This window comes from Streptomyces sp. NPDC091292 (assembly GCF_044757265.1).
In the GTDB taxonomy this organism is placed as follows: Bacteria; Actinomycetota; Actinomycetes; order Streptomycetales; family Streptomycetaceae; genus Streptomyces.
The window spans coordinates 1-15,002 of sequence record NZ_JBIVUQ010000009.1 but is presented as its reverse complement, the minus strand read 5'-3'; the positions used below and the strand labels follow the sequence as shown (position 1 = coordinate 15,002).

At 69.4% G+C, this 15,002-nt stretch carries 6 protein-coding genes, 1 tRNA gene and 1 rRNA gene; 1 reads left to right on the top strand and 7 read right to left on the bottom strand.

Annotated elements, in window-relative coordinates; genetic code table 11:
• Positions 1–60 precede the first annotated feature (60 nt).
• From ACIQNU_RS24165 to ACIQNU_RS24150, 4 genes are all read right to left on the bottom strand, one after another.
• On the bottom strand, positions 61–945 hold the full coding sequence (locus tag ACIQNU_RS24165; protein ID WP_401370522.1) for a helix-turn-helix domain-containing protein: 885 nt from the start codon (positions 943–945) through the stop codon (positions 61–63).
• 397 nt (positions 946–1,342) lie between these two features.
• Positions 1,343–4,129 carry a DNA translocase FtsK gene (locus ACIQNU_RS24160; RefSeq protein WP_401369983.1) on the bottom strand — a complete coding sequence of 929 codons (2,787 nt, stop codon included), beginning with the start codon at positions 4,127–4,129 and terminating at the stop codon, positions 1,343–1,345.
• A 181-nt stretch (positions 4,130–4,310) separates the two neighbouring features.
• Positions 4,311–4,991 (bottom strand): two-component system response regulator, encoded by a 681-nt coding sequence (locus ACIQNU_RS24155; RefSeq protein WP_401369980.1) that lies wholly within the window; start codon positions 4,989–4,991, stop codon positions 4,311–4,313.
• Between the two features lie 275 nt (positions 4,992–5,266).
• Positions 5,267–10,852 carry a HAMP domain-containing protein gene (locus tag ACIQNU_RS24150; RefSeq protein ID WP_401369977.1) on the bottom strand — a complete coding sequence of 1,862 codons (5,586 nt, stop codon included), beginning with the start codon at positions 10,850–10,852 and terminating at the stop codon, positions 5,267–5,269.
• 261 nt (positions 10,853–11,113) lie between these two features.
• Between ACIQNU_RS24150 and ACIQNU_RS24145 the strand changes: the two genes are divergently transcribed.
• On the top strand, positions 11,114–13,846 hold the full coding sequence (locus ACIQNU_RS24145) for a SpoIIE family protein phosphatase (RefSeq protein WP_401369974.1): 2,733 nt from the start codon (positions 11,114–11,116) through the stop codon (positions 13,844–13,846).
• Positions 13,847–13,917: 71 nt separating this feature from the next.
• Here the strand turns inward: ACIQNU_RS24145 and ACIQNU_RS24140 are convergent.
• From ACIQNU_RS24140 to rrf, 3 genes are all read right to left on the bottom strand, one after another.
• Positions 13,918–13,990 (bottom strand) — tRNA-Thr (locus ACIQNU_RS24140).
• 104 nt (positions 13,991–14,094) lie between these two features.
• Positions 14,095–14,796 (bottom strand): DegT/DnrJ/EryC1/StrS family aminotransferase, encoded by a 702-nt coding sequence (locus tag ACIQNU_RS24135; RefSeq protein ID WP_401370519.1) that lies wholly within the window; start codon positions 14,794–14,796, stop codon positions 14,095–14,097.
• A gap of 113 nt (positions 14,797–14,909) precedes the next feature.
• A 5S ribosomal RNA gene (rrf, locus tag ACIQNU_RS24130) occupies positions 14,910–15,002 on the bottom strand; the annotation flags it as partial.

Below are 15,002 nucleotides of genomic sequence, written 5' to 3'. Positions count from 1 at the left end.
TGTCGCCGGGCGGCCGTGCGGTCGGTGGGGTCCGGCCGCGGGCCCGTCGTACCTGCGGGTTCAGCCCACCTCGGGGTCGCCCTTGGTGTACGAGAGGCGCTCGACCTGGCCCGGCTGGAACTCGTCGTCGATGGCCTTGCCGTTGACGAACAGCTTGATGGCGCCGGCGTCACCGAGGACGAGGTCGATCTTCTGGCTGTCCTCGAAGGTCTTCGACTCGCCCTCCTTGAGGAGGCCGTCGAACATGGTGCGGCCGTTGTGGTCCTTGGCGGAGATCCAGCTGCGGCCGTCGGCCGCGTCCACCTTGACGGTGACCTTGTCGGTGGGCGCCGCGGCGATGGCGCTCTCGGACGGCTTGGGGTTGGTGGGCTTCTTCTGCGGGGGCTTGGGCGCGGGCTTGCCGGTGGCGGGCGTGGGGCCCTCGGTGACCTGCGTGTTGGCGGTGTCCGCGCTGTCGTCGCCCTTGAACGCGGTGAACCCGACGAAGCCGATCACGGCGACGATCGCCGCGACCATGGCCGCGGTCCAGTTGGGGCGGCGCGGCTCGGGCCGGATCCGCTCGGCCTCGAACAGCGGTACGGCGGCGCTCTGCGACGGGCGTCCACCGTGTTCGGCTGCGTACCGTTCCAGCAGCGGCGCCGGGTCGATGCCCACCTCGCGCGCGATGGTCCTGATGTGCCCGCGCGCGTAGACATCGCCGCCGCAGCGGGAGAAGTCGTCCTGCTCGATCGCGTGCACGATCGGGATGCGCACCCGGGTCGCGGCGCTGACCTCGTCCACGGTCAGGCCCGCGTCGATGCGGGCCGTCTGGAGGGCACGGCCGATGGAGAAGTGTTCGTCCTCGGCGGGACGGTCGGCTTCGGCTGCGGGACGGTCGTCTTCTGTCGAGGGCCGGTCGTCGTGGGTCGACGGACGGTCGTCTTCAGGGGAGTTGCCGATGGACACGAGGGTGCCTTTCGAGCGTGTAGCCACCTGCTGGAGGTTCAGTCTAGGGGGGGTACGAAAGGGTGGGGCAACCGGGCGGTGGGACTTTGTACGCCATCGGTATGGCCGGGCGTCCCGATGGCGAGACAGGGACGGGACGCCGGTGAGCCGGTGGCGGACGCAGCGCTGTCCCTTCCCTCAACTTGACGTACGCCGAAGGGAAACGGTTGCCCCCGCTGCCCGTACGGGTGAGCCCGTTCGGAAGCCCGGACCGCGCAGCGGCCTCCGGCACGGATACGAAGCCACGCGTACAAAGCGACGCGACGAAGCCGCGCGTACGTATGCATGAATTCGCAGCCATGAACACACAGCCACGGCTGCTGTGGGGTGACGGATTCGGAGCGACGGGTCCCGATTCCTAGGGTTGAGCCTCCCCACGGATCACGGCGAGCACTCCATCGATTTCGTCGGCCTTCACGAGGACATCGCGCGCCTTGGAGCCCTCGCTGGGTCCGACGATGTTCCGGGACTCCATCAGGTCCATGAGCCGGCCCGCCTTGGCGAAGCCGACGCGGAGCTTGCGCTGGAGCATCGACGTGGATCCGAACTGGGTCGAGACCACCAGCTCGGCGGCCTGGCAGAGCAGGTCGAGGTCGTCGCCGATGTCCTCGTCGATGTCCTTCTTCTGCTTGGTGCCGACGACGACGTCGTCCCGGAAGACCGGCGTCATCTGGTCCTTGCAGTGCTGGACGACGACGGCGACCTCCTCCTCGGTGACAAAGGCGCCCTGCATTCGGGTCGGCTTGTTCGCGCCCATGGGCAGGAACAGGCCGTCGCCCTTGCCGATGAGTTTCTCGGCGCCGGGCTGGTCGAGGATGACGCGGCTGTCGGCGAGCGAGGAGGTGGCGAAGGCGAGACGGGAGGGCACGTTCGCCTTGATGAGGCCGGTGACGACGTCCACGGACGGGCGCTGTGTCGCGAGCACCAGGTGGATGCCCGCCGCGCGCGCGAGCTGCGTGATGCGGACGATCGAGTCCTCCACGTCGCGCGGCGCCACCATCATCAGGTCGGCCAGCTCGTCGACGATGACCAGCAGATACGGGTATGGGTGAAGCTCGCGTTCGCTGCCTTCGGGGGCCTTCGCCTTGCCGTTGCGGACGGCCTGGTTGAAGTCGTCGATGTGCCGGTAGCCGAAGGCGGCGAGGTCGTCGTAGCGCAGGTCCATCTCGCGGACGACCCATTGGAGGGCCTCGGCCGCGCGCTTGGGGTTGGTGATGATCGGTGTGATGAGGTGCGGGATGCCCTCGTAGGCGGTCAGCTCGACGCGCTTGGGGTCGACGAGGACCATCCGGACGTCTTCAGGGGTCGCCCGCATCATGACGGAGGTGATCAGGCAGTTGATGCAGGACGACTTGCCGGAGCCGGTGGCGCCGGCGACCAGGACGTGCGGCATCTTCGCCATGTTGGCCATCACATAGCCGCCCTCGACGTCCTTGCCGAGCGCGACGAGCATCGGGTGGTCGTCCTCGGCCGCGGCAGCCAGGCGCAGCACATCGCCCAGGTTGACCATCTCGCGGTCGGTGTTGGGGATCTCGATGCCGACGGCGGACTTGCCGGGGATGGGGCTGATGATGCGGACGTCGGGGCTGGCGACGGCGTAGGCGATGTTCTTGGTGAGCGCCGTGATGCGTTCGACCTTCACGGCGGGGCCCAGCTCGACCTCGTAGCGGGTGACCGTCGGCCCGCGCGTGAAGCCGGTGACTGCGGCGTCGACCTTGAACTCCGAGAACACCGTCGTGAGGGACGCGACGACGGCGTCGTTCGCCGCGCTGCGCGACTTGCCGGGCCCGCCGCGCTCCAGGAGGTCGAGCGAGGGCAGTGCGTAAGTGATGTCTCCGGCGAGCTGCAGCTGCTCCGCGCGCGGGGGGAGGTCCCGGGGGGCGTCAGGCGCGGACTTGGTGAGGTCGGGCACGGCGGCACGCGCGGGCGATGCCTCCTCGTCGTCGCGGTCGTCGCGCGCGGGGACGTCCTTCTTGAGGGCCGCCTTGACGGGTGCCTCCTCGCGCAGGGACTCCTTCACGCGCGCGGTGGGCACGACGGGGCTCGGCTCGGGTTCCCGCTCGACGGTGACGCCCTGGGTGAGGTCGGCGACCAGTGGCGAGGGCGGCATGCCGTGCAGGACGGCGCCGTCGAGTGCGGCGGCGGCAGCGGCGGCCACGTCGACCGCGTCCATGGGCCGGTCGAGGACGGGCTGCACGGGGGTGCGGCGGGGCCTGCGGCGCTTGGAGAGCGCCTCTTCCTCGGCCTGGGCGGCGGAGCGGGCCTGATCGTACGCGGCGGGCGCAGGGGCGCGCCTGCGGCCTCGGTCGGGCAGCGCCTCGCGCCACTGCTCGTCGTACCGCTCGTCGTCCTCTCCGACTCCTTCGGCGGGTTCGGGGTGGACGACGCCGAGCTTGACGCCGAGCAGGCGCAGCCGCTGCGGGATGGCGTTGACGGGGGTGGCGGTGACGACGAGCAGCCCGAAGACGGTGAGCAGCACGAGCAGCGGCACGGCGAGGACGTCGCCCATGGTGTACGTCAGCGGGGTGGCGGTGCCCCAGCCGATGAGGCCGCCCGCGTCCCTTATGGCCTGCATGCCGTCGCTGCGGGCGGGTGCGCCGCACGCGATGTGGACCTGGCCGAGTACGCCGATGACGAGCGCGGACAGGCCGATGACGATACGTCCGTTGGCGTCGGGCTTCTCGGGGTGGCGGATGAGGCGGGCGGCGACGACGGCGAGCAGTATCGGCACGAGCAGGTCGAGCCGGCCGAAGGCACCGGTCACGAGCATTTCGACGAGGTCGCCGACGGGGCCGCGGAGGTTCGACCAGGTGCCGGCGGCGACGATCAGCGCGACACCGAGCAGGAGCAGCGCGAGGCCGTCCTTGCGGTGGGCCGGGTCGAGGCCCTTGGCGCCGCGCCCTATGCCGCGGAACATCGCCCCGACGGTGTGTGCCGAGCCGAGCCAGACGGCGCGTACGAGCCGGTACACGCCCCCGGTCGGGTTGGGTGCGGGCTTGGGTGCCGGTTTCTTCGCCGCCGCCTTCTTGGCCGGGGCTTTCTTGGCGGGCGCTTTTTTGGCCGCGGCCTTCTTCGCCGGAGCCTTCGCCGGCGCGGGTGCCTTCTTCGCGGGCGACTTCTTGGCTGCGGGCTGACGTGAGGCCATGGGTGTGAGGTTACCGGTGGAGACCACAGCGGACACGTGTGCCCACTGCTTCACCCGTTCGTGTCGCTGCTGCTGTGGCGCGGAACTGACGCTTCCTCAGCCCGGCCCCCGGCCCGGATCGGCCCCCGGTCAGGGGCCGTTGGACGGGGTGACCCGCGATCCGGCCGCCGAGGCCGCCGGGTCAGTTCTGCGACGGGAGGCTGGGCGCGCCGGTTCCGGCGCCCGGTTCCAGGGCGTCAAGCGCCCTGCGCAGGCCCGTCAGTTTGCGTTCGAGATGGGCCGCGGTGGCGACGGCCGCCGCGTCGGCGGAGTGGTCGAGCTGCTTCGACAGGGCCTCGGCCTGCTCCTCGACGGCGGCGAGCCGCGCGGAGAGTTCGGCGAGCAGTCCGGCGGGCTCCTTGGCGTCGCCGACGTCGCTCCTGCCACCGCCTTCGAGCTGGAGCCGCAGCAGGGCGGCCTGCTCCCGCAGTTGGCAGTTCTTCATGTACAGCTCGACGAAGACGGAGACCTTCGCGCGCAGGACCCAGGGGTCGAACGGCTTGGAGATGTAGTCCACGGCGCCGGCCGCGTATCCCCGGAAGGTGTGGTGGGGGCCGTGGTTGATGGCGGTGAGGAAGATGATCGGGATGTCCCGGGTACGTTCGCGCCGCTTGATGTGCGCGGCGGTCTCGAATCCGTCCATGCCCGGCATCTGGACGTCCAGCAGAATGACCGCGAAGTCGTCCGTGAGCAGTGCTTTGAGCGCTTCCTCCCCTGACGATGCCCGCACCAGTGTCTGATCGAGCGCGGAGAGAATGGCCTCCAGCGCCAGCAGATTCTCCGGCCGGTCATCGACCAGGAGGATCTTGGCCTTCTGCACCATGGCCCGCCCTCCTCGTCCCGGCAGTGCACCGGGTGCCGCCCCAGGGGACGGCTCCCTTACGCCGTCCGTCCTTGTGCCGGTCATCGTAGCCGCACCCCGCCTGTCGCCACACCCTGTCACCGCGATGTCACTGCGCACGTACCGGAAACGTGGCGCGAGACCAGAAGGTTCCCCGGACACGGCAGTTCTACACGGCCTCCGGCATCTGCCCTCGGCACCTGCACGTACTCCGCGCGTTCCCCGCCGGTCCCGCTCGTCCGCCGTCCGGTACGCCCCTATTCCGCGTGCATCCACTGTCCCATCACCGAAAGAAGATGATCGGGGTCGACCGGTTTGGTCACGTAGTCGGAGGCTCCAGATTCGATGGCCTTCTCCCGGTCGCCCTTCATCGCCTTCGCCGTCAGCGCGATGATGGGCAGCCCGGCGAACTGGGGCATCCTGCGGATCGCGGTCGTCGTCGCGTACCCGTCCATCTCGGGCATCATGATGTCCATGAGGACGAGCGTGACGTCGTCGTGCTGTTCCAGGACCTCGATGCCCTCGCGGCCGTTCTCGGCGTACAGCACCGCCAGGCCGTGCTGTTCGAGGACGCTGGTGAGCGCGAACACATTGCGGATGTCGTCGTCGACGATGAGGACCTTCTCGCCGCCGAACCCGTAGACGCGCCGGGGTGCGGTGGGTGCGGCCGGCTCCTGGCCGTTGCCGCTGCCCGCCCACGCGTCGTCACGCTCCGTCGTCCGATCGGAGAGCCGGTCCGCCATCCGGTCCGACAGCCGGTCCGCCATCCGCTCGGAGATCCGGTCGGACGTACGCGGCAGCGCGGGACGGTGCTCGGAGCCGGACGACACGGCCCTGCGGCGGCGCCGGAAGAGCGCGGCCGGACCGTTCTGGGTGTCCTGGTACGACTTCACCTCGGGCGGCATCTCCGCTTCGAGCCGGGCGTGACCGCCCTCGGACATACCGCCGTCCGACAGACCGCCTTCGCCGGACGCTCCCCCCGGCGAAAGCTGCGGATAGCCCTGCGGCGGCAGTTCGCTGGGGTGCAGCGGCAAATACAGCGTGAACGTGGAGCCACGGCCCGGTTCGCTGGCCGCGTGGATCTCGCCGCCGAGCAGCCGCGCGATCTCCCGGCTGATCGACAGGCCCAGACCCGTACCGCCGTACTTACGGCTGGTCGTGCCGTCGGCCTGCTTGAACGCCTCGAAGATCACCCGCATCTTGCCCGACGCGATCCCGATGCCGGTGTCGGTCACCGAGAACGCGATCAGGTCGGCGTCCGCGTCCCGCAGCGAACCCGCCTCCAGGAGCTGTTCCCGGATGGCGACCGGCACATCGGCACCGGCCGTCCTGATCACCAGCTCGACGGCGCCGGAGTCCGTGAACTTGACCGCGTTGGACAGCAGATTGCGCAGCACCTGGAGCAGTCGCTGCTCGTCCGTGTGCAGCGTCGCGGGCAGCTCGGGCGACACCCGTACGGAGAAGTCGAGGCCCTTCTCGGCGGTGAGCGGCCGGAAAGTGGCCTCCACGTAGTCGACGAGCTGGACCAGGGCGATCCGGGTCGGCGAGACGTCCATCTTGCCGGCCTCGACCTTCGACAGGTCCAGGATGTCGTTGATCAGCTGGAGCAGGTCGGAGCCCGCGCCGTGGATCGTTTCGGCGAACTCGACCTGCTTGGGCGTCAGGTTCGCGTCGGCGTTGTCGGCGAGCAGCTTCGCCAGGATCAGCAGCGAGTTGAGCGGGGTGCGCAGCTCGTGCGACATGTTGGCGAGGAACTCGGACTTGTAGCGCATCGACACGGCGAGCTGTTCGGCGCGCTCTTCGAGTACCTGCCGGGCCTCTTCGATCTCGGTGTTCTTGACCTCGATGTCGCGGTTCTGCTGGGCGAGGAGTTCGGCCTTGTCCTCCAGCTCCGCGTTGGACTCCTGGAGCGCCTTCTGCCGGTTCTCCAACTCCGCCGACCGTTCCCGCAGTTGCTCGGTCAGCTCCTGGGACTGCTTGAGGAGTACTTCCGTCTTGGTGTTGACGCTGATCGTGTTGACGCTCGTCGCGATCATCTCGGCGATCTGGTTGAGGAAGTCCTTCTGAATGTGCGTGAACTGCTGGAACGACGCCAGCTCGATCACACCGAGCACCGTCCCCTCGAAGAGCACAGGCAGCACGATCATGTGCCCGGGAGGCGCCTCCCCGAGCCCCGAGGCGATCTTCAGATAGCCCGGCGGCACGTTCTCCACGAGGATCGTCCGCTTCTCCTTCGCGGCCGTCCCGATCAGCGTCTCGCCGAGCCGGAACGATGTCGGCATGGAGCCCATGGAGTACCCGTAGGAGCCGAGCATCCGCAGCTCGTACTCCTCGTCGTGCGCGGCGGCGACGTCCTGTCCGTCGTCCGTGGGCATCGCCAGGAAGAACGCGCCGTGCTGCGCGGAGACCACGGGCGTCAGCTCGCTCATGATGAGCCCGGCCACGTCGTCCAGGTCACGGCGGCCCTGCATCAGACCGGAGATGCGGGCCAGGTTGCCCTTCAGCCAGTCCTGTTCCTTGTTGGCGATGGTGGTGTCGCGGAGGTTCGCGATCATCGTGTTGATGTTGTCCTGGAGGTCCTGGATCTCGCCGGCGGCGTCCACGTCGATCTTCAGGTTGAGGTCGCCGCGGGTCACCGCGGTGGCGACCGCGGCGATGGCACGCACCTGACGGGTCAGGTTGCCGGCCATCTCGTTCACCGACTCGGTCAGGTCGCGCCAGGTGCCGTCGACGTCGCGTACGCGCGCCTGGCCGCCGAGTTGGCCTTCCGTACCCACCTCGCGCGCCACCCGGGTGACCTGCTCGGCGAACGACGACAGTTGGTCGACCATCGTGTTGATGGTCGTCTTGAGTTCGAGGATCTCCCCGCGCGCGTCGATGTCGATCTTCTTGGTCAGGTCACCCTTGGCGATGGCGGTGGTGACCATGGCGATGTTACGGACCTGCCCGGTCAGGTTGGACGCCATCGAGTTCACGGACTCGGTGAGGTCCTTCCAGGTCCCGGAGACACCCGGCACGCGCGCCTGGCCACCCAGGATGCCGTCCGTGCCCACCTCGCGCGCGACACGGGTCACCTCGTCCGCGAAGGACGACAGGGTCGTCACCATCGTGTTGACGGTGTCGGCGAGCTGCGCGACCTCGCCCCGGGCCTCGACCGTGACCTTCTTGGTGAGGTCGCCATTGGCGACGGCCGCGGACACCTGGGAGATGTTCCGCACCTGACTGGTCAGGTTGTTGGCCATCAGGTTGACGTTGTCGCTGAGGTCCTTCCAGATGCCCGTGACACCCGGTACGCGCGCCTGGCCGCCGAGATTGCCCTCGGTACCGACCTCACGGGCGACACGGGTCACCTGCTCGGCGAAGTTGGACAGCTGGTCGACCATCGTGTTGACGGTGGTGACGAGTTCCAGGATCTCGCCCCGCGCGTCGACAGTGATCTTCTTGGACAGATCACCCCGCGCGACTCCCGTGGTGACCTCGGCGATGCTGCGGACCTGGATGGTCAGGTTGTTCGCCATGAAGTTGACGGACTGGGTGAGGTCCTTCCACGTACCGGACACACCCTGCACCTCGGCCTGCCCGCCGAGGATGCCCTCGGTGCCCACCTCGCGCGCGACGCGCGTGACCTGCTCGGCGAAGTTCGAGAGCTGGTCCACCATCGTGTTGAGGGTGTTCTTCAGCTCCAGGATCTCCCCGCGCGCGTCCACGTCGATCGTCTGCGACAGGTCACCGCGCGCGACGGCGGTGGCGACCTGGGCGATGTTGCGGACCTGCGCGGTGAGGTTGCCCGCCATGCCGTTCACGGAGTCCGTGAGGTCGCGCCACACGCCCGCGACGCCCGGCACCTGCGCCTGGCCCCCCAGACGCCCCTCCGTGCCCACCTCGCGCGCGACACGGGTCACCTGGTCGGCGAAGGCGGAGAGCTGATCGACCATCGTGTTGATGGTGTTCTTCAGCTCCAGGATCTCTCCGCGCGCGTCCACGTCGATCTTCTGGGAGAGGTCCCCGCGCGCGACGGCGGTCGTCACCTGGGCGATCTGCCGCACCTGGGACGTCAGGTTCCCCGCCATGAAGTTGACGGAGTCCGTCAGCTCCTTCCACGTACCGCTGACGCCGTCCACGCGCGCCTGGCCGCCGAGCCGGCCCTCGGTGCCCACGTCGCGGGCCATCCGCGTGACCTGGTCGGCGAAGCTGGAGAGCTGGTCCACCATGGTGTTCACGGTGTTCTTCAGCTGGAGCATCTCGCCTGAGACGTCGACGGTGACCTTCTGCGACAGGTCGCCGTTCGCGACCGCCGTGGTCACCTGCGCGATGTTGCGGACCTGGCCCGTGAGGTTGCGGAACGCCGTGTTCACGGAGTCCGTCAGGTCCTTCCAGGTGCCCGCCGCACCCGGCACCTGCGCCTGACCGCCCAGCTCGCCCTCGACACCGACCTCGCGCGCGACACGGGTCACTTCGGAGCCGAACGCGGAGAGCTGGTCGACCATCGTGTTGACGGTGTTCTTCAGCTCCAGCATCTCGCCCGCGACATCGACGGTGACCTTCTGCGACAGATCGCCGTTGGCGACCGCCGTCGTCACCGCGGCGATGTCCCGCACCTGCGTGGTGAGGTTGCGGAAGACCGTGTTCACCGAGTCGGTGAGGTCCTTCCAGGTGCCCGCCGCACCCGGCACGTTCGCCTGGCCGCCGAGCTGGCCCTCCCCGCCGACCTCGTTCGCCACGCGCGTGACCTCGTCCGCGAAGGTACGCAGCGTCGCGGTCATCTGGTTGATCGTCTCGGCGAGTTGCGCGACCTCCCCGCGCGCGCTGACGGTGACCTTCCGCGACAGGTCACCGTTCGCGACGGCCGTCGTCACCTCCGCGATACCGCGTACCTGGGCCGTGAGGTTGCCCGCCATGAGGTTGACGGAGTCGGTGAGGTCCTTCCACACGCCCGCGACGCCCGGCACCTGCGCCTGCCCGCCCAGCTCCCCTTCCGTGCCCACCTCGCGCGCGACGCGGGTCACCTCGGACGAGAACGACGAGAGCTGATCCACCATCGTGTTGACGGTGTTCTTCAGCTCCAACATCTCACCGGCGACATGAACCGTGACTTTCCTGGACAAGTCACCCTTGGCGACCGCGGTCGTCACCAGCGCGATGTCCCGTACCTGCGCCGTCAGCCGGTACGCCATCGTGTTGACGGAATCCGTCAGGTCCTTCCAGGAACCGGACATTCCGCGCACCCGGGCCTGACCGCCCAGCTTGCCCTCGGTGCCCACCTCGCTGGCCACCCGCGTGACCTCGTCGGTGAACGTCGACAACTGGTCGACCAGGTTGTTGACGGTCCGCCCGACCTTCAGGAACTCGCCACGCAGCGGATGCCCGGTGCCGTCCGGCGCCTGCGCCCGCAGCTCCATGCGCTGCTCCAGGTCACCCTCGGCGACCGCCGACAGCACCCGTCCGACCTCGGAGACGGGCCGTGCGAGGTCGTCGACGAGGGAGTTGGAGGCATTGATCGCCGCCGCCCAGGAACCCTCACAGGCGCCCGTCTCCAGCCGCTCCGTGAGTTTTCCCTCACGTCCGACCACCCGCCGCACCCGCGACAACTCTCCGGTGAGATGAAGATTACGGTCCGCGACCTCGTTGAACACCGCCGCGATCTCCGACATCACACCGTCGCCGGAGACCGTGAGCCGCTTGCGGAAGTTCCCGTCCCGCATCGCCACCAGCGCCGCCAGCAACCTGTTCAGCGACGCCGTGTCCACCGCCGTCGTCCCTTGCCCCGCGTCACGCGGTTTCTTCAGGGACCGTCCGTCCTTCGCGCGCGTGCTTGTGCCCCGCGTCGCTGCGCCAGACTCCACCGTGTCCCTCCCGCAAGGGTCGACCTCGTGCATTGGCTGTCTCATGAAGCCTGCCCAGTGTTTCACCATGGCGGAACCCGGCCATAACAGTTCGGCAGCTTCGCACACCGTCCGCACACCCTCCGGGCGGAAACAGTGGCAGGCGGCATCCGCATGGACGGCGAAGGTAAGTAACCTTGCATGCGGCTGTCCACCCACCCCGGTCCGCCCGGCCAGGGTGGTGGCACGAGTACGAGCGGGCATCGGAGGGGCGGCCCCAGCATGACCACCGGACTGCAACTGCACGGGGGCCAGCCCTCGGAACCCTGGCCGCACCAGCGGGGAGGGCGGGGAGCACTGCACGTCGACACCCGGACGAGGAGATCTGTGATCACCGCGCGCGCGGCTGCCACCTTCGAACCCGTCGGACGCTCCGTCGCGACCGCACGGTCCTTCGTCCGCGACACCCTCCAGGGCTGGGGCTTCGCCGACATCATCGACGACGCCGTGGTCCTCACCAGCGAACTGGTGACCAATGCCGTGGTGCACGCGGGAACCGCCGCCGACGTCCTGTGCCTGCGCGCCGACGACGGTGTCCGCATCGAGGTCGCCGACCGCTATCCGGAACGCGAAATCCCACTCCAGCACTCCCCCGTGGACATGGGCAGCCCCGACCGCGAGGGAGGCCGCGGTCTGCAACTCTGCGCGGCACTCGCCGGCCACTGGGGCGTCGAGTACACCCCCACGCACAAACAGGTCTGGTTCCAGCTCGACCTTCCGGAACGCCCCGTCGGCACCCGCACCGCCGGCCCCTCGCTCCCGGTCGACCTGCTGCCCCTCACCGACGGCCGCGTCCGGGTCGCCGTCCTCCAGATCGACCGCGCCGGCGCCCTGTCGTCCTGGAACGAGGACGCCGATGACCTCTTCGGGTACGCCGCCGAGCAGGTCATCGGCAAACCCCTCACCGACCTGGCCGCCTGGCCGCACACCCCGGGCACCAGCACCGGCATCGCCGACGCCCTCCAACTCTCCCGCTGGGAGGGCAGCTACGGCATCCGCGGCGCCGACGGCCGCGTCATCCCCGTCTACGCCTCGCATCTACGCGTACGCGACAAGGACGGCGAGCCCTCCACGGTCTGCCTGCTGGTACGTGACGACGAGCGCGCGGTCCTCCAGACGCCCCTGCGCGTCCCCGCGCCCGACATGACGACGATCTCCGAGTCAGGGAAGGCGTCCGACCCGTTCGAGGTCTTCATCGGATCGCCCGCCCCCGACGACCTCGACGGCCTCCTGCAACGCACCGTGGAACGCGCCCGCGACATGCTCGACGGGGACGCCGCGTTCCTCCTCCTCGCGACCGACGACGAGACCGAGTTGGAGGTCCGCGCCTCCACCGGACTGCCCTCCGCACGACAGCGCTTCGCGCGCGTGCCCGTCGAAGCGGGCCCCGGACGGTACGGCTCCGCCCGGATGCCCGCCGTCCACGAGGACCTCACCGTCGTCCCCGGCGCCGTGCCCCTGCTGGGCGGCACCGGAATGCGCTCGGTCGTCACCGTCCCGCTCAAGGTCGAGGGCCGCCTCACCGGTTCACTGGGCGTCGCGGCGGAATCCCCGGACCGGTACTCGAACGAGGAGGCCCTGCGCCTCCAGTTCGCCGCCGACCGCATCGCCCTCGCCGTCGAGTCCGCCCGGCTCGGCGAGTTGGAACGCCTGCGCCGCGGCTCCCTCAGCTTCCTCGTCGAGGCGTCCGACCTGCTCGCCGGCACCCTGGACCGCGATCAGACCCTCGCCCTCATGGCCCAGATGACGGTGCCGACCCTGGCCACCTGGTGCGCCGTCTACACGATCGCCGACCAGGCGTCCGACCCGTACCTCTCGTACGTCCTGCACGAGGACGAGGAGCGCATCGACGGCCTCAAGGCCCTCCTGTCGAAGATCGCCCCGCCCGACCCCGTACCGACGCCCGGAGCGCGCGTGTGGCACGCTCCCGCGCAGGCGGCCCACCAGGATGCCCTGCGCACCTCCCGGCGCAGCCTGGACGGCCGTGGAGAGCCGCACAGCGTCCGCTCCGGAGTGGGCGCCGCGCACGGCACGGCGTCGGCGGTCGGTGGCGAAACGGTCGTCCTGCCGCTGGTGGCCCGCAACCGCGTGATCGGCATGCTGACGCTCGGCAAGCCCGCCGACGAGCACTTCCGGCAGGAGATCCTCGAACTCGCCGAGGACATGTCCCGCAGGGCCGCCCTCGCCCTCGACAACGCCCGCCTGTACTCGGAGCGCACAGCGATCAGCCAGTCCCTCCAACGCAGCCTCCTGCCCCCGGAGCGCCCCGAAGTGCCCGGCGTCGAGGTCGAGGTCATCTACCGCGCGGCAGGCGAGGGCAACGAGGTCGGTGGCGACTTCTACGACCTGTTCCCGATCCGCGACGGCGTCTACGGCTTCGCGATCGGCGATGTCTGCGGTACGGGCCCGGAGGCAGCCGCCGTCACCGGTCTCGCCCGGCACGCACTGCGCCTCCTCGCGCGCGAGGGCTTCGGCGGACCCGCCGTCCTGGAGCGGCTCAACGCCGCCATCCTCGACGAGGGAGCCCGCAGCCGCTTCCTGACCCTCCTGTACGGCGAGTTGTGGCCCCAGGAGGACGGCAGCGCGGTCCTGAAGGTGGTCTGCGCCGGCCATCCGCTCCCGCTGCGCCTGCGCCAGGACGGCACGGTCGAACCGGCCGCCGAACCCCAGCCCCTCCTCGGCGTCATGGACGACCTGGAGCTGTACGAGCAGACGGTGACGCTCGACCCGGGCGACGTCCTTTTGTGCGTCACCGACGGCGTCACTGAGCGCCGCGAGGGCAGCCGCATGCTCGGCGACGACGGTCTCGCGGAACTCCTGAAAACGTCGACGGGCCTCACCGCGGGCGCTGTCGCCGCGCGCGTGATGCGCGCGGTGGAACGCTTCGCGAGCGCCGCGCCCTCCGACGACATGGCGATCCTCGCGATGCGCGTACCGGGCCTCCAGAAGGACTGAGACACCCGCGAAGACACCTCCGCACACGACAATGGCCCCCGCCCACAAGGGCGGAGGCCATTTTCCTGCGGAGCCCCCAAACGGAATCGAACCGTTGACCTTCTCCTTACCATGGAGACGCTCTACCGACTGAGCTATAGGGGCCTGTTGCGCTACGCGGACTCCCGCGCGGCAACGGAGTAGATCATACCCCGAACAACAGAGTGCTTCGAACAGACCGCGCGCCGTGCGAAGAACACGGCGGGGCCTCAGAGCGATGCGGCCAACCAGAGCGGCCCGGCGGGCTGGAGAAGCCCTCCCAGCGCATTGCACGCGGACACGATCCGCTGCCGCTCCCTACGCGTCAGAGATGCCCCCACGGGCAGCGCCAGCGTCTCATCGGCGGCCCGCTGGGTCTCCGGCAGAATCACACTCCGCCGGTGTTCGGGCGTCCGGTGCACGGGCGTCTTTACAGGTACGCGGCAGTCGACTCCCCTGGCCCGTACGGCTCGTGCGAACGCGTCCCGGTCGGGCCGCCCGTTGCCGGGCACACGAACCACGTACTGCTCGTAGGTGTGCCCTTCACCGCGGGCCGGCGTGATGACGCCCTTGAGCCGCGCGTCGAAGTAAGCGGCATGAGCACGCCGCTCCCCCACCTCGTCGTACGGAGCTGCCTCCAGGGAGTGATCCGCGTCGGCCTGGCCCAACACCAGGAGACCGTGCCGCTCACCGAGCCGCCGCAGACCGGCCACATCGGCCGGCCGCCCGAAGCGGTGCACGGCGACGACGGCCGCGGTGCGTGAACTCAGCACGGCGGCCACGGAGTCGGCATCGATGCAGTACGTCACCGGGTCGATGTCCGCGAAGACGGGTACCGCACCGGCGAGCGCCACGGCCTCGGCGACTTCCGCGTTCCCGAAGGCCGGTACGACGACCTCGTCACCCGTTCCGACACTTGCGGCACGCAACATTGCAACTGTCCCCATGACGCGGATGCTGGCGGCACAACGTGAACAGCAAGTGACGCAAACAAAAAAGGAGCGGGTCCCTGATCCTAAGATCAGGGACCCGCTCCCTAAAGGTAGTTCGGCGGTGTCCTACTCTCCCACAGGGTCCCCCCTGCAGTACCATCGGCGCTGTGAGGCTTAGCTTCCGGGTTCGGAATGTAACCGGGCGT